At 69.1% G+C, this 14,379-nt stretch carries 13 protein-coding genes; 6 read left to right on the forward strand and 7 right to left on the reverse strand.

All coding sequences use genetic code 11. The annotated features are described in order from the left end of the window. Nucleotides 1–149: 149 nt before the first annotated feature. A complete protein-coding gene (locus JOF42_RS15835; RefSeq protein WP_210098703.1) occupies nucleotides 150–776 on the forward strand; it encodes a class I SAM-dependent methyltransferase in 627 nt (208 codons plus the stop codon). On the opposite strand, the gene JOF42_RS15840 is transcribed toward JOF42_RS15835, so the two are convergent. Continuing rightward, nucleotides 758–1,471, reverse strand: a complete 714-nt coding sequence (locus JOF42_RS15840) for an MBL fold metallo-hydrolase (RefSeq protein WP_210098704.1) — start codon at nucleotides 1,469–1,471, stop codon at nucleotides 758–760. The genes JOF42_RS15835 and JOF42_RS15840 overlap by 19 nt on opposite strands. A 55-nt stretch (nucleotides 1,472–1,526) precedes the next feature. On the opposite strand from JOF42_RS15840, the gene JOF42_RS15845 reads away from it, so the two are divergent. Continuing rightward, nucleotides 1,527–2,084, forward strand: a complete 558-nt coding sequence (locus tag JOF42_RS15845; protein WP_210098705.1) for a TetR-like C-terminal domain-containing protein — start codon at nucleotides 1,527–1,529, stop codon at nucleotides 2,082–2,084. Nucleotides 2,085–2,097: 13 nt separating this feature from the next. Here the strand turns inward: JOF42_RS15845 and JOF42_RS15850 are convergent, their stop codons facing one another. Beyond that, nucleotides 2,098–3,549, reverse strand: a complete 1,452-nt coding sequence (locus tag JOF42_RS15850) for a helix-turn-helix domain-containing protein (RefSeq protein WP_210098706.1) — start codon at nucleotides 3,547–3,549, stop codon at nucleotides 2,098–2,100. A gap of 136 nt (nucleotides 3,550–3,685) precedes the next feature. Between JOF42_RS15850 and aceA the strand changes: the two genes are divergently transcribed. From aceA to JOF42_RS15865, 3 genes are all read left to right on the forward strand, one after another. After that, entirely contained in the window at nucleotides 3,686–5,011 is a 1,326-nt protein-coding gene (gene aceA / locus JOF42_RS15855) for an isocitrate lyase (RefSeq protein WP_210098707.1), read from the forward strand. A gap of 21 nt (nucleotides 5,012–5,032) precedes the next feature. Then, nucleotides 5,033–6,703 carry a malate synthase A gene (gene aceB / locus JOF42_RS15860; RefSeq protein ID WP_210098708.1) on the forward strand — a complete coding sequence of 557 codons (1,671 nt, stop codon included), beginning with the start codon at nucleotides 5,033–5,035 and terminating at the stop codon, nucleotides 6,701–6,703. A gap of 90 nt (nucleotides 6,704–6,793) precedes the next feature. Then, entirely contained in the window at nucleotides 6,794–7,228 is a 435-nt protein-coding gene (locus JOF42_RS15865; RefSeq protein WP_210098709.1) for a hypothetical protein, read from the forward strand. A 405-nt stretch (nucleotides 7,229–7,633) separates the two neighbouring features. Here the strand turns inward: JOF42_RS15865 and JOF42_RS15870 are convergent, their stop codons facing one another. Both JOF42_RS15870 and JOF42_RS15875 read right to left on the reverse strand, forming a co-directional pair. Then, nucleotides 7,634–8,710, reverse strand: a complete 1,077-nt coding sequence (locus tag JOF42_RS15870; RefSeq protein ID WP_210098710.1) for an AraC family transcriptional regulator — start codon at nucleotides 8,708–8,710, stop codon at nucleotides 7,634–7,636. A 145-nt stretch (nucleotides 8,711–8,855) separates the two neighbouring features. Continuing rightward, nucleotides 8,856–9,365, reverse strand: a complete 510-nt coding sequence (locus JOF42_RS15875; RefSeq protein ID WP_210098711.1) for an Lrp/AsnC family transcriptional regulator — start codon at nucleotides 9,363–9,365, stop codon at nucleotides 8,856–8,858. Between the two features lie 115 nt (nucleotides 9,366–9,480). On the opposite strand from JOF42_RS15875, the gene ald reads away from it, so the two are divergent. Beyond that, nucleotides 9,481–10,575: an alanine dehydrogenase gene (gene ald, locus JOF42_RS15880; RefSeq protein ID WP_210098712.1), complete on the forward strand. Its 1,095-nt coding sequence runs from the start codon at nucleotides 9,481–9,483 to the stop codon at nucleotides 10,573–10,575. A gap of 87 nt (nucleotides 10,576–10,662) precedes the next feature. Here ald and JOF42_RS15885 read toward each other — a convergent pair whose 3' ends face one another. The 3 genes from JOF42_RS15885 to JOF42_RS15895 all read right to left on the reverse strand — a co-directional run bounded on the left by JOF42_RS15885 (nucleotide 10,663) and on the right by JOF42_RS15895 (nucleotide 14,379). Further along, on the reverse strand, nucleotides 10,663–11,499 hold the full coding sequence (locus JOF42_RS15885; protein ID WP_210098713.1) for a fumarylacetoacetate hydrolase family protein: 837 nt from the start codon (nucleotides 11,497–11,499) through the stop codon (nucleotides 10,663–10,665). Then, nucleotides 11,499–11,906, reverse strand: coding sequence for a RidA family protein (locus JOF42_RS15890; protein WP_210098714.1), 408 nt, complete (start codon nucleotides 11,904–11,906; stop codon nucleotides 11,499–11,501). Before JOF42_RS15890 ends, JOF42_RS15885 begins: the two co-directional genes overlap by 1 nt. 82 nt (nucleotides 11,907–11,988) lie before the next feature. Continuing rightward, the gene (locus JOF42_RS15895; protein ID WP_210098715.1) at nucleotides 11,989–14,379 is read right to left on the reverse strand and encodes a bifunctional salicylyl-CoA 5-hydroxylase/oxidoreductase; all 2,391 of its coding nucleotides are present in this window, start codon (nucleotides 14,377–14,379) and stop codon (nucleotides 11,989–11,991) included.

The following is a 14,379-nucleotide window of genomic DNA, read 5'->3' on the forward strand; positions in this document are numbered from 1 at the left end:
AGAACGGCGCTGCGGGCAGCAGCGCACCGATGCACGAAAACCTAACACCTGTATACCTTTGACACAACCGTGTCGTTGAGCAGTGCGGGCTTCACGCCGCACTCAGCGCCCCGCCCTCCGTTGTCCGCGGCCGGGGGTACCGTGTGCGCATGTCCGATCCGACGCTCTGGGACCATGAAGCACCCACCTTCGACGACGCGTGGGACCACGGCCTGCGCCGCGACGATGCGCGTCACGCCTGGGAATCGCTGCTCCTGCCGCTCGTCGGCGACGCGCCCGCACGGGTGGCGGATCTCGGCTGCGGCACGGGCACACTCTCACTCCTGCTCGCGAGCCACGGTCACGATGTCGTCGGCGTCGACTTCTCGCCCCGCATGATCGAGCTCGCGCGCACCAAACAGCAGGCCGAGGGAGCCGACGCGACCTTCATCTGCGCAGATGCCGCGGATCCACCCCTCACCGACGGGGACTACGACGTGGTGCTGAGCCGGCACGTCCTGTGGGCCATGCCCGACCCCGCCGAGGCGCTGCGTGTCTGGGGTGCACTCCTTCGCCCCGACGGCATCGTGATCCTCGTCGAGGGCCGATGGCACACCGACGCGGGTCTCACAGCCGCGCAGACCGTCGCACTCCTCGAGCAGTGCGGGTTCCGAGGGGTCACCGTGAGGCATCTGCCGGAGGCTGAACTCTGGGGACGAGACATCCCCGACGAGCGCTACGTCGTGACCGCGCGGCCCCCGCTGCCGCGGGCCGCGAGTCATCCCTCAGCCGCGTGAGTCGAGGGCATCGAGCAGGTCGACTGCCGTCCCGTGAACTCGGGGCCGTGACCCGGGAAGATGCGGGTCTCCCGAAGCGCCCGAAGCCTCTCCAGGCTGCGACGAGTCTGCGCAGGGTCGTCGCTGAACGGCGCGAGCCGCGCGCCCTCCACCCCGGTGAGCACGTGCCTGGTGGTGATCGCATCTCCGAGGAACAGCGCGTCGACCGCCGACACCCGGATCGCCGCAGAACCCTTCGTGTGGCCGGGGATCGCGATGACCTCGGGCGCGCCGGGCAGATCGAGCACGTCGCCGTCAGCCATGGGCACGACGATCGACGGACGCCTGGTGCGCATCGCTCCTCGACGCAGCCCCGTCCAGATGAAGCCGAGCAACGGACCGACCTTCCAGGCATCGGCCTTCACGCCGCGCGCCGGCACCGCGCCCGTGGCGAGCTCGGCATCCGCCTGCAGGATGTGCACGGGAACGCCGTGCTGCGAGCGCAGGGCCTCGGCGATGCCGATGTGGTCGGTGTCACCGTGAGTGAGCACGACCCCACGGATGTCGTCGAGCGAACGCCCGACTCCCGCGAGCGCCGCGGTGAGGATGCCGAGGTCTCCCGAGAGTCCGGCATCGATGAGAGTGACGCCGTCGTCAGTGACGATCGCGTGGATGGCGATGATGTCGTCGCCGATGCGGAGGAGCTGAGCTGTCATGTTGGCTACAGTACATAGCCTTGATGGCTACAGTCAATAGCCTTATGCTGAGAGCATGCCCGCACCGCAGAGAGTGAGCACTCCCGCGCTCGTCACCGCCGTCCGCACGATCGCCGAACGCGACGGAGTGGATGCCGTCACCATGAGCGCCGTCGCTGCGGCCGTCGGCGTTCGCGCCCCGAGCCTCTACAAGCGCGCGGCGAACCGGCATGACCTTCTCCGTCTGGCGGCCGACGATGCCGCGGCAGAACTCGGCGTCGCGGTCGACGAGGTCGTCGAGAACTCCACCGACGCGCGCGAGGTCCTCGCCGGCGTCGCCCGCGCGCTGCGCGCCTTCGCGACCAGGTCGCCCCGCGTGACCACCCTGCTGTTCAACTCGCCGAGTCCCGAGGCGACACCCTCGCAGGAGACCCTGGCCCCGCTGATGACGACCCTGCTCGGCGCGGTGAGCGCACTGACGACGGCTGATCCGCTCCCCGTCGCGCGCACCCTCACGGCCTGGGCATACGGTTTCTGCATGATGGAGCAGAACGGCGGGTTCCGTCAGGGCGCCGACGTCGACGAGGCGTTCGACCGCGGGCTCGAGATCGTCCTGCGCGGCATCGAGGCCTGAACCGCCCGAGTCGTCAGCGGGGCGCGTGCGCCTCGAGGAACTCGTACACGTCGGTGGTGTCGACGCCCGGGAACGAGCCTGTCGGCAGGGTCGCCAGCAGCGTGCGCGGGGTCTTCACGTTCGGCCAGGAGTTCTCGCGCCAGCGCCCTTCGAGGTCGGCCGGGGCCCTGCGGCAGCAGACTTCGACCGAGTGCTTCGACACTCCGCGATGCGGGGTGTCCCGACCGACGAACCATTTGGTGTCGTCGAAGCGCACGCCCACGCTGACCGAGTGCAGTCCCTCGCTCGACGCCTCGACCCGGGCCGTGCACCAGTACGTGCCGTTGCCGGTGTCGGTGTACTGGTAGTACGGATTGAAACGGTCGTCCTCGTCGAACACGACGCGACTCGTCCACCGGCGACAGCACATCTGCCCCTCGATCGCGCCGAGCCGATCGGTCGGGAAGTTGACGTCGTCGTTCTCGTACGCCTTGGTGATCGTGCCCGACTCGTGCACCTTGAGGAAGTGCACGGGGATGTCGAGGTGGCGCGTGGCCAGGTTCGTGAAGCGATGCGCGGCGGTCTCGTACGAGACCGAGTAGGCGTCGCGCAGATCCTCGATCGAGATGGCCCTTCGTGTCTTCGCATCCTTCAGCGCGGGAACCACGTGCGCTTCGGGCACCAGCAGCGCACCGGTGAGGTAGTTCGTCTCCACGCGCTGCCGCAGGAACTCGGCGTAGCTGCGCGGCTCCGAGTGTCCGAGGATGCGGCTCGACAGGGCCTGCAGCACGGCCGTCCGCGCGTCGCCCTTGGCGGGAACACTGCTCGACAGATACAGACGCCCGTGCGCGAGGTCGGCGACGCTGCGAGTGGTCTGCGGCAGGTCCGGCGCATAGTGCAGCGTGAACCCGAGATAGGCGGCGATCTCGGAGGCCGTCCGCTGGGTGAGCGGGCCGCCCGGATGCCCGACGGCTGCCAGGATCTCGGCGGCCTTCTGCTCGAGGTCGGCGAAGTGGTTGTCCTGTCGGCGCATGAGGTGGCGCAGTTCGACGTTCGCACGCCGGGCCTCCTCCGGAGTGGCGGCCCGCTCGTCCTTGAGCCGGTCGATCTCTCCGTGCAGTGCGAGCAGCGCCTTGAGGGCATCCGTCGGCATGCTCTTCGCGATCCGGAACGGCTCGATCCCGAGCGCCTGGAACGTCTGGCCCTTCATGGCGCGTTCGAGGGCGATCTCGATCGCGCTGCGCTCATCGAGCGGCTCGCCCTCCAGGAGCGCGTCGATCGTCACGCCGAGCGCCCGTGCGATCGCCTGCAGCTGGGTGAGCTTCGGTTCGCGCTTGCCTGTCTCGATCATCGACATCTGGCTCGGGGCCCGGTCGACGGCGGCAGCGAGGTCGTCGAGGGTCATCCCGCGCGCCGTGCGGAGCTGACGGATGCGGCGTCCGATCGTGAGGGCGTCGGCGTATTCTTCGACCGCTGAGGTGCTCATGCGCCCGATTCTGTCACAGAAACAGAATTTCCAGCGATCTTCACAGGCAGATCGGTCAGGTGAGCGCGACTTCTTCACCCACAGTGGAAACACGCCACCCGGCTTCACGGTCCGGGCATCCAACGGAGGAGACACCATGACGACCACCGCTCAGAACCACGCACCTCGCCCCGTCGGCCTGCGCGCCGGCGACCAGGTTCAGACGGCCGCCGAGCTCCGGGAGATCTGGGAGACGGATCCCCGTTGGGACGGCGTCGAGCGCACCTACTCGGCCGAAGACGTCATCCGCATCCGCGGATCGGTCCGCGAGGAGTCCATCCTCGCCCACCGCGGTGCCGAGAACCTCTGGAACCTCCTGCACACCGAGGACTACGTGCGGGCGCTCGGCGCCTACACCGGCGGCCAGGCTGTGCAGCAGGTCCGGGCGGGCCTCAAGGCGATCTACCTCTCGGGCTGGCAGGTCGCGGCCGACGGCAACCTCGCCGGCCAGACCTACCCCGACCAGTCGCTCTACCCCGCGAACTCGGTGCCTGCGGTCGTACGTCGCATCAACAACGCGCTGATCCGTCAGGACCAGCTCGAGCACGCCGAGGGTGACGTCACCCAGGATTGGCTCGCGCCCATCGTGGCCGACGCCGAAGCAGGCTTCGGTGGGCCGCTGAACGCCTACGAGCTCGCGCAGTCGCTGATCCAGTCGGGCGCCGCCGGCATCCACTGGGAGGACCAGCTCGCGAGCGAGAAGAAGTGCGGCCACCTCGGCGGCAAGGTGCTCGTGCCGACCCAGCAGCACATCCGCACCCTGAACGCGGCGCGCCTCGCGGCCGACGTGGCCGGGGTCCCGACGGTCATCATCGCCCGGACGGATGCTCTCGCCGCCGATCTGCTCACCAGCGACGTCGACGAGCGCGACCAGCGGTTCACCACCGGCGAGCGCACGACCGAGGGCTTCTACCGCATCCGCCCCGGCATCGAATCGGTCATCAGCCGAGGTCTCGCCTTCGCGCCGTACGCCGACCTGCTGTGGGTCGAGACGGGTGAGCCCGACATCGAGCTGGCTCGCGACTTCGCCGCCGCGATCCACGCGCAGTTCCCGGGCAAGCTGCTCGCCTACAACTGCTCCCCGAGCTTCAACTGGAAGCGCCACCTGTCGGACGCCGAGATCGCGACGTTCCAGCAGGAGCTGGCTGACCTGGGCTACAAGTTCCAGTTCATCACGCTCGCCGGCTTCCACGCCCTGAACCACTCGATGTTCGACCTCGCCCGCGGCTACGCCGAGCGCGCCATGAGCGCGTACGTCGAGCTGCAGGAGGCCGAGTTCGCCGCCGAGGCGAACGGCTACACCGCCACCAAGCACCAGCGCGAGGCGGGCACCGGCTACTTCGACGTCATCTCCACCGCGCTCAACCCCGACAGCGCGACCCTCGCCCTGGCCGGCTCCACCGAAGCCGCGCAGTTCCACTAAGCCATCCCAAGGACTCAGATCATGACCACTCCCACCGCTCCCCCGACCACCGCTCCGATCCAGACGACGCAGCAGGGCCCGGCGATCACCGTCACCGGTCCCCTGCGCGACCGCTACGACGAGATCCTCACCCCTGAGGCGATCGCGTTCCTCACCGAACTGCACCACCGCTTCGCCTCCCGTCGTCACGACCGGCTCGCCGACCGCATGCGTCGACGGTTCGAGATCGGCAACGGCCACGACCCGCGGTTCCGCGACGACACGGCTCACATCCGCGAGGATGCCGAGTGGCGGGTCGCCGGCGCAGGCCCCGGTCTCGAAGACCGACGCGTCGAGATCACCGGACCGACCGACCCCAAGATGACGATCAACGCCCTGAACTCGGGCGCTCGGGTGTGGCTCGCCGACCAGGAGGATGCCACGAGCCCCACCTGGAAGAACGTCATCGAAGGGCAGCTGTCCTTGCGTGACGCGATCCGCGGCGAGCTCTCCTTCACCGGCCCCTCGACCGCGTCGGGTCCGGGCAAGGAGTACCGCGTCACCGCCGAGCGCACCCCCACGATCGTGATGCGGCCCCGCGGCTGGCACCTGCCCGAGAAGCACCTGCAGTTCATCGATCGGGCGGGGCGCCGCACCGCGGCATCCGGCTCGCTCGTCGACTTCGGGCTCTACTTCCTGCACAACGCGACCGAGCTCATCGCGAACGGCCGCGGCCCGTACTTCTACATCGCGAAGATCGAGTCGAGCGAGGAGGCGAAGCTCTGGGACGACGTGTTCTCCTTCAGTGAGGAGTACGTCGGCATCCCGCACGGCACGATCCGGGCGACGGTGCTCATCGAGACGCTGCCCGCGGCGTTCGAGATGGACGAGATCCTGTTCGAGCTGCGCGACCACTGCGCGGGCCTCAACGCCGGACGCTGGGACTACATCTTCTCGATCATCAAGAACTACCGCGGCCGAGGGGCACGATTCGTGCTCCCCGACCGCAGCGAGGTCACCATGACCGTCCCGTTCATGCGGGCCTACACCGAGCTGCTCGTGCAGACCTGCCACAAGCGGGGCGCGTACGCGATCGGCGGCATGAGCGCCTTCATCCCCAACCGACGAGACCCCGAGGTCACGGCCCGGGCGTTCGAGAAGGTCTCGGCCGACAAGAAGCGCGAGGCCGGAGACGGCTTCGACGGCACCTGGGTGGCCCACCCGGATCTGATCCCCACGGCTCAGGCGGAGTTCGATGCCGTGCTCGGTGAGCGACCGAACCAGGTCGACCGGCAGCGTCCCGAGGTCACGGTGTCCGCGGCGCAGCTGCTCGATGTGCACATCGGACGCCCGATCACGGCGAGGGGCGTGCGCGACAACGTCTCTGTGGCGATCCGCTACCTCGAGGCATGGTTGCGAGGCCTCGGTGCCGTCGCCATCGACAACCTGATGGAGGATGCCGCCACCGCCGAGATCAGCCGCTCCCAGGTGTGGCAGTGGATCCACCAGGACCGCACCACGGAGGACGGAACGCCGATCACCGCCGAGTACGTCGAGGGACTGATCCGCGATGTGCTCGCTCAGGCGACGCGATCGGCCGGCGACCGCTTCGACGATGCGGCATCCGTGTTCCGCGAGGTGGCTCTGCAGGAGGAGTTCCCGGCCTTCCTCACCCTCGGCGCGTACAGCCGCTTCCTCGTCGACGAGGCCTGACCCGCACGACACAGGAGTCCCTCGGATGCCGGACCGCGGCATCCGAGGGGCTCCGCCCTGCCCCCTGCCGACCGGGCGTAGCCTGAGATCATGAGCGACGCCTGGTCCGACATCTCCTCCGAGTTCCTGCACCTGTATCCGCGAGGACGACGGCTGGTCGTGGTCGCCGGAGCGGATGCCGATCGGTCGCGCCAGGCGGCTGACGGCCTCGCACAGGCCCTGACCGCCGCCGGCCAGCAGGTCGCGCGGCAGCATTCGGCTGACGGCGACGAACAGGCGCTGCGCGCCGACGTCATCGCCCCGTTCCGCGACTCGGGTGACGACGCCGGCATCCTCATTGTCTCGGGACCGCCCGCGCTGCTGAGCGAGACCGCGCGAGGGCTCTGGAACTTCATCGTGTGGCAGCTCGCCGGCGACGAGGCTCCGCACGCGATCGCCTCGGCTCTCGTCGACCTGACCGACCCCGCGAATCCGACCCGCCGCTTCGCGGACTACTGCGCGCTGCCCTCGTCGTTCGAAGCCTGAGGTCCGTCTCCGAGAAGGTCGCGGATGCCCCGGTCCCCCCGACCGGAGCATCCGCACGTCCACCTGTGCTCCCGCGCAGGTGGTCCGTCATGCCCGACGCTCGCGCGCCTGTCCCCGAGCTTCCGGACGGGCGAGACCGCCACGTCCGGAAGCCGTGACGGACGGGCGAATCGGGAGCCGCGGCTCCTTCCTCCCCCGCCGTCATGACCCGCCTGGGGACACGGGCAGGCCCAGGTTATGGACGCCTGCACGGCCTCGGAAGAGGTTCGGCAGCTTCTGTCACCGGGTGCGCCGACCCCGGCACTCAACACCGCACTTGGCACGCGATTCGCGACCGCCTGGCACCCGAGGCACCCGAGAAGCACGGCCGCACCCACGGCTCGCCGCAGCACCGGGTGATGCGAGTCAGAGCGTCGGGCCGGACTGTTCGTCGGTGAGCAGCATCGCCTCGGCCAGTCGCGGCGGCTGCGTGCGTGCGGCCAGACGGAAGGCGCTCGGACTCAGACCGACGTGACGGGAGAACTGTGCTCGAAGCGCCGCAGCGTCGGCGAACCCCGACCTCAGGGCGACCGCGGCGAGGTCCTGCGGTGGAGTCGACAGCAGCTCCTCTCGGGCCGTGATCAGACGGCGGCGCAGCAGTCTGCCGGCAAGGCTCTCGTCCGTTCCCGCGTAGAGGCGGAAGAGCTGGCGGCGGCTGACATGAAGTTCCGCGGCGAGCGCCTCGATGTCGAATCCGGCGTCGCGATGCCGCCGCTCGATGATCCTCCCCGCCTCCGCGCGGAGCTCGCTCGCGCGATCGGTCTCGCCGTCGCCGGGGAACTGCCGGAACAGGCCCCGGACCAGCGCGAGGAGCGCCGCCTCGGTGCCGGCCAGAGCTCCCGCGCCCTGATCGGGGTCCTTGGCCCACTCGAACAGCATCCGCCCGAACGAGGCACCCGCCGCCCGCGTGAGAGGGGTGTCGGGGAACATCTCCGCACCCCGGGCCAGCACATGCCGGTACCCGGGGATCGCCGCGACCGGGACGACGACTCCCGTCGTGTCGCTGACGGCGAGATGCTCGACCGCGGAGGCCCCCATGCTCGACATGAAGCCCATGCGTCCGACGCTCATCAACTGGACGCCTGCGGCCGTGCGCAGTCGCTGACCACCCTGGTTCGACATCCCGACGATGACGATGTCCTCATCTTCGGGGGAACCGCGGTCGTAACTGACCGTGTGCGGGGTCTCGAGCGTGCTGTAGAGCATGGTCGCGCCGATCGATCTCCGCAGCAGCGCGGCCTCGAAGGCGTCCGGGTCGTCGGCCCGCATGGTTCCGAAGTTCGAGAGCTGGAGCATCCCGAGGTTGCCGTCGAGACGGATCACCTCTGCGGAGAACCAGGACGGAAGCCCGGGGCCGCTTTCGGCGGCCGCGCCACCCGCCGGCGCCCACAGGCCACCGGACAGACGGCCCAGCCACGCGGCCAGCTCGGCATCATCGATCATGCGCCCCATCGCATCCCCCATCGGGTGCGGGCCGCGTGTGCGACGAGAGCCCGATCCCGCCCTCACCATATTCACGCGGACGAGGTCGTGCAATATACGTTGACGCCCGCGCCGCTGCTGTCGACGCCGAGCGCCGACGGCGGACTCAGCGGAACGAGGCCGCGACCGAGTTGCGGTGGTAGTCGAACACGATGCTGGTCCTGGTCGAGGCCACGCTGCTCTGCGCCGACAGGTGCTCGAGCACGAACTCCCGCATCTCCGACGAGTCGGCCACGGCGATGTGCAGCAGGAAGTCGTCGTCTCCGCCGAGGAAGAACACCTGGATCACCTGCGGAAGCGCTCGCACGCGGTCGGCGAACTCGACGATGCTCTCGCGCCGAGCACTCGGGCGGAGGCTCACCCCGATGATGGCCTGCAGGCCCGCACCCAGCTTGCGCTCGTCGACGCTCGCGTGGAAACCGCTGATCACCCCGCGGTCGACGAGCGCACGCAGACGGGCGTGCGCGGTCGACGGTGCGACACCGAGGTGGCCGGCGAGCTCGGCGTTGGTCATCCGCCCGTCGGCACTCAGCAGCTGCACGATCCGTGCATCGATCGGATCGAGCGCCGGAGCCCGAAGGGTGTTCGGCTGAGGGGTCTCGGACGTCGTCTCCATGCGAACGATTATGCAGGATCCGCTGGACGAACGAATGTTCTTCAGGCATTCTGTCGATCAACCGACGTTTCTGCGATTCTGAAATGCACTCACGCAACCGTACTTTGGAGGATCGATGAAGATCGGCGTGCCCACAGAGGTCAAGAACAACGAGAACCGCACCGCGCTCACCCCCGCGGGGGCCGACCGCCTGGTCCACGAGGGCCACCGTGTGCTCGTGCAGTCCGGAGCGGGTGTCGGGTCGGGCATCTCCGACGAGGCCTACCGCATCGCGGGCGCCGAGATCGTCGAGACCGCCGAAGAGACCTGGGGCGAGGCGGATCTTCTCATCAAGGTGAAGGAGCCGATCGCCCAGGAGTACGGCTTCCTGCGCCCCGACCTCACACTGTTCACCTACCTGCATCTCGCGGCAGACCGCGCGCTCACGTCCGCGCTCGTCGATGCGGGCACCACCGCCGTCGCCTACGAGACCGTGCAGCTGCCTGACCGCAGCCTTCCGCTGCTGGTGCCGATGAGCGAGATCGCCGGGCGCCTGTCGGTCACGATGGGCTCGTACTCGCTGATGCGATCCGCCGGAGGACGCGGCGTGCTGATGGGCGGCATCGCGGGAGCTCCTCGCGCCAAGACGGTGGTGATCGGCGGAGGCGTCGCCGGCGAGCATGCGGCGGCGAACGCACTCGGACTCGGTTCTCAGGTGACCGTGATCGACATCTCGCTTCCGCGACTTCGCGAGCTCGAGCACCGCTACGGCGGCGCCCTGCAGACCCGCGCGTCGAGCAGGTACGACATCGCCGAAGAGCTGGCGAGCGCCGACCTCGTGATCGGCTCGGTCCTGATCCCCGGCGCCGCGGCACCGAAGCTCGTCACCGACGACATGGTCGCCACGATGAAGCCCGGCTCGGTACTCGTCGACATCGCGATCGACCAGGGCGGATGCTTCGAGGGGTCCCGCCCCACCACTCACGACGACCCCACGTTCGCCGTGCACGACTCGATCTACTACTGCGTCGCGAACATGCCCGGGGCTGTGCCCGAGACGGCCACCCGCGCGCTGACCAACGCCACGCTCCCATACGTGTCGGCCATCGCCGGCAAGGGCTGGGAGCGCGCGGCGTCGGACGATGCGGCCCTCGCCAAGGGGCTCAACGTGCAGGGCGGCCGCATCACCCTCGATGCCGTCTCCCGCGCGCACGGCTTCGCGAGCGCCTGACCGCTCCGAGCGACGGGCAGGACAGCGCACGCGAGAAGGGCCGGGGACCATCTCCCCGGCCCTTTTCCGTCCCCGACGGTCGCGCGCCTAGGGCCCGTCGTCGAATCGGATGGTGTTGCGCAGCGCGCCGATCCCCTCGATCTCGGTGGTGACGACATCGCCGTCGCGGAGCCACCGCGGCTCCGGCATGCCGAGCGCCACTCCCCCCGGCGTCCCGGTGAGAACGATGTCGCCAGGACGCAGGACCGTGATCTGCGACACGTACGCGATGAGGTCGGCGGCGTCGAAGACGAGGTCGGCCGTGTCCGCGTCCTGCACGAGCTCGCCGTTCACCGCGCAGGTGATCCGCAGACCGCCGTTCGGGTCGATCTCGTCGGCGGTGACCACCCACGGTCCGACCGGTGTCGTGGCGTCGAACGCCTTGCCCTGCAGCCATTGCAGTGTGCGCTGCTGCCAGTCGCGCATCGAGATGTCGTTCGAGACGGCGTACCCCAGGATCGCCGCCTGCGCCTGCACGCGATCGGCCCGATGCACCTCGGTGCCGACGATGACCGCGAGCTCGGCCTCCCAGTCGAGCCTGTCGGTGTTGTGCACGACGATGTCGTCTTCGGCCCCCGTGAGCGTGTCGGCGAACTTGGCGAACAGGGTCGGGAACTCCGGCACGGCACGACCGGTCTCGACGATGTGGTCGCGGTAGTTCAAGCCGCAGCAGAACACCTTCGCCGGTCGTGGCACGGGATTCGCGAACTCCTGCATCTCGAGCGCGATGCGCGCGGGATGCCGCAGTGCGGCCTCGGCGCGGTCTCGCCACCCCGACGTACCGACGAGCTCCTGGGCATCCGCCTCGTCGAAGAGCACCCATCCCCGATCATCGCCGACCGCCGCGTGCGTGCGGTCGGCCCGGCGCACGGTTGCGAGTCGCATCAGCTCTCCTGCGAGCCGGAGACATGGGCGACGCCCTGGATCTCGATGAGCGCCTCGGGCTGCCAGAGTCTCGTCACACCGATCCCCGCCATCGCCGGGTACTCGGTTCCGGCGAGCTCCCGCCAGCGACGACCGATCTCCCGGCCGTTGCGCTGATAGTCGTCGACGTCGGTGAGGTAGATCGTGACGTCGACCAGGTCGCTCGGCTCACCGCCGGCCGCGGCGAGTGTCGTGAGCACGTTCGAGAACGCCTGCACGAACTGCTCGACGATGCCGCCGGGCACGATGCGCCCCTCGGCATCCATGGCGGTCTGGCCGCCGAGGTAGACGAATGCTCCTGCGCGGACGCCGTGGGCGAAGCCGATCGGCTTCACCAGGGAGTCGGGGTTGATGATCTGCCGCGACATGTGCGGTCTCCTTCGTGTCGGTCTGGCTGTCGATCCGCGTCGCGGGCGACGTTCGAGTGTTCTTCGGAGGGCCCGTGCGCTCTCAGCGGGCGAGGGCATCGGCGGTCACGGACCGCGGAACCCATCGCCGGCGGCTCGGGTCGACGTCGTCCGCCCGCGCGTCCCGCACGAGGGCCAGTCGCGGCCGCACCGCATCCGTGCGCGACGTCGGCGGCTTGCGGGACCCTGCCCGAAACTGCGGCACCCAGTCGGCACCGGCTCCGCGGTAGCCCTGTTCCGCCGCCGCATGCAGGGTCCACTGCGGGTCCCACAGATGCGTGCGGCCGAGGGCCACCAGGTCGGCACGCCCCGCGAGCAGGATCGAATTGACGTCGTCGTGGCTCGAGATCGCTCCCACGGCGATCACGCTCACACCCGCAGCCGCCGCCACCCGATTGCGGATCGCATCCGCGAAGGGCGTCTGGTAGCTGCGCCCGAACTGCGGATGCTCGTGCGACGCGATCTGTCCGGATGACACGTCGATCGCATCCGCGCCGTGCGCGATGAACGCCCTGGCGATCTCGACGGCGTCGTCGATCGTGTTCCCGCCCTCGATCCAGTCCTCGGCCGAGAGGCGCACAGTGAGCGGCAGCTCGGCGGGCCATGCTGCGCGCATCGCGTCGAACACCTCGAGCGGATACCGCAGGCGGTTCTCGAGCGAGCCGCCGTAATCGTCGGTGCGCCGGTTCGAGACCGGCGAGAGGAACGACGAGATGAGGTAGCCATGGGCGGCATGAAGCTCGGCCAGATCGAATCCGGCGTCCGCCGCCCGCAGGGTGGCCCCCACGAATTCGTCGCGGATCCGGTCCATCGTCTCGCGATCGACCTCCTGCGGGACCTGATTCTCGGGGCTGTACGGCAGAGCCGAGGGGGCCACGGTCGCCCAGTTGCCCTGCTCGAGCGGTCGATCGATCCCTTCCCACATCCGACGCGTCGAACCCTTCCGACCGGAGTGACCGATCTGCACGCCGATCATCGCGGTCGAGTGGCCGTGCACGTATCCGACGATGCGCCGCCAGGCATCGGTCTGCTCGTCCGAGTACAGACCCGCGCACCCCGGCGTGATCCGCCCCGCGGATGACACGCACACCATCTCGGTCATCACGAGTCCGGCGCCGCCCATCGCCTTGGAGCCGAGATGCACCAGATGGAAATCGCCGGGCACCCCCTCGATCGACGAGTACATGTCCATGGGCGACACCACGATGCGGTTCTTGAGCTCGAGGCGCCCGATGCGATGCGGGCGGAACATCGCAGGTTCCGCGTCGTCGCGACTCGCGAGCGGCGCGCCGCTGACGATCTCGGCCGCGAATGCGGGGTCGCGCATCGCGAGGTTCTCGAGGGTGATCCGTCGACTGCGCGTCAGCAGGTTGAAAGCGAACTGCAGAGGCTCCTGATCGGCATACTGACCGATCCTCTCGAACCACTCGAGCGACGCCTGCGCCGCGCGCTGCGTCGAGGCGACGACGGGACGACGCTCCTCCTCGTAGGCGTCGAGCGCCGCGTCGAGGGACGAGTGCTCGTGCACGCACGCGGCAAGCGCGAGAGCATCCTCCATCGCCAGCTTCGTGCCGGACCCGATCGAGAAATGTGCCGTGTGCGCGGCGTCTCCGAGGATGACGAGGTTCTCGTGGTGCCAGTGCTCGTTGCGGACCGTGGTGAAGTTCAGCCACTTGGAGTTGTTCGTCAGCACCTCATGCCCGTCGAGCACCTCGGCGAACAGCTCTCGGACGCGCGCGACCGAGTACTCGTCGCTGACGCCGGGCGGGAACACCTGATCCTCCGTCGCGTCCAGACCCGCCGCGCGCCACACGTCCTCGTGCATCTCGATCAGGAACGTGCTGCGAGCTTCGGAATACGGGTAGCCGTGCAGCTGCATGATCCCGTGCGGGGTGTGCAGCACGGCGAACGTGAACGCCTCGAAGACCCGGTCTGTCCCGAGCCACATGTACTTCGAGACGCGACGATCGAGATCGGGTCCGAATCGGTCGGCGAACTGACCCCGGACGAAAGAGTTCACGCCGTCGGCGGCGAGGACCAGGTCGTACTGCGTCATCAGCTCGGCGGCGTCAGGGGCGGGCGTGCGGAACAGGATCTCCACGCCGAGTTCGAGGCAGCGCCCCTGCAGCAGCTGCAGCAGCTCCTTGCGCCCCATCGCCGCGAAGCCCTGGCCGCCGATCGTGTGCGTGGCACCGCCGAAGACGATGTCGATGTCGGTCCACCGGGCGAACTGCTCGCTCATCCGCGCCGCGATGACCGGGTCGGCGTTCTCGATCCCGCCCAGGGTCTCGTCGCTGAAGACGACCCCGAACCCGAAGGTGTCGTCGGGGGCGTTGCGTTCCCACACGGTGATGTCGTGGGTGGGGTCGAGCTGCTTCATGAGAGCGGCGAAGTAGAGCCCTCCCGGGCCTCCGCCGATGACGGCAACGCGCAT

It is taken from the genome of Microbacterium phyllosphaerae, assembly GCF_017876435.1.
Taxonomy (GTDB): Bacteria; Actinomycetota; Actinomycetes; order Actinomycetales; family Microbacteriaceae; genus Microbacterium; species Microbacterium phyllosphaerae.

Coding starts and splice junctions, on each gene's coding strand:
- JOF42_RS15835 (WP_210098703.1), top strand. CDS start 150: ATGTCCGATCCGACGCTCTGGGACCATGAAGCACCCACCTTCGACGAC.
- JOF42_RS15890 (WP_210098714.1), bottom strand. CDS start 11,906: ATGTCGCGGCAGATCATCAACCCCGACTCCCTGGTGAAGCCGATCGGC.
- JOF42_RS15870 (WP_210098710.1), bottom strand. CDS start 8,710: ATGATCGATGATGCCGAGCTGGCCGCGTGGCTGGGCCGTCTGTCCGGT.
- JOF42_RS15885 (WP_210098713.1), bottom strand. CDS start 11,499: ATGCGACTCGCAACCGTGCGCCGGGCCGACCGCACGCACGCGGCGGTC.
- JOF42_RS15840 (WP_210098704.1), bottom strand. CDS start 1,471: ATGACAGCTCAGCTCCTCCGCATCGGCGACGACATCATCGCCATCCAC.
- JOF42_RS15875 (WP_210098711.1), bottom strand. CDS start 9,365: ATGGAGACGACGTCCGAGACCCCTCAGCCGAACACCCTTCGGGCTCCG.
- aceA (WP_210098707.1), top strand. CDS start 3,686: ATGACGACCACCGCTCAGAACCACGCACCTCGCCCCGTCGGCCTGCGC.
- ald (WP_210098712.1), top strand. CDS start 9,481: ATGAAGATCGGCGTGCCCACAGAGGTCAAGAACAACGAGAACCGCACC.
- aceB (WP_210098708.1), top strand. CDS start 5,033: ATGACCACTCCCACCGCTCCCCCGACCACCGCTCCGATCCAGACGACG.
- JOF42_RS15850 (WP_210098706.1), bottom strand. CDS start 3,549: ATGAGCACCTCAGCGGTCGAAGAATACGCCGACGCCCTCACGATCGGA.
- JOF42_RS15895 (WP_210098715.1), bottom strand. CDS start 14,379: ATGCGCGTTGCCGTCATCGGCGGAGGCCCGGGAGGGCTCTACTTCGCC.
- JOF42_RS15845 (WP_210098705.1), top strand. CDS start 1,527: ATGCCCGCACCGCAGAGAGTGAGCACTCCCGCGCTCGTCACCGCCGTC.
- JOF42_RS15865 (WP_210098709.1), top strand. CDS start 6,794: ATGAGCGACGCCTGGTCCGACATCTCCTCCGAGTTCCTGCACCTGTAT.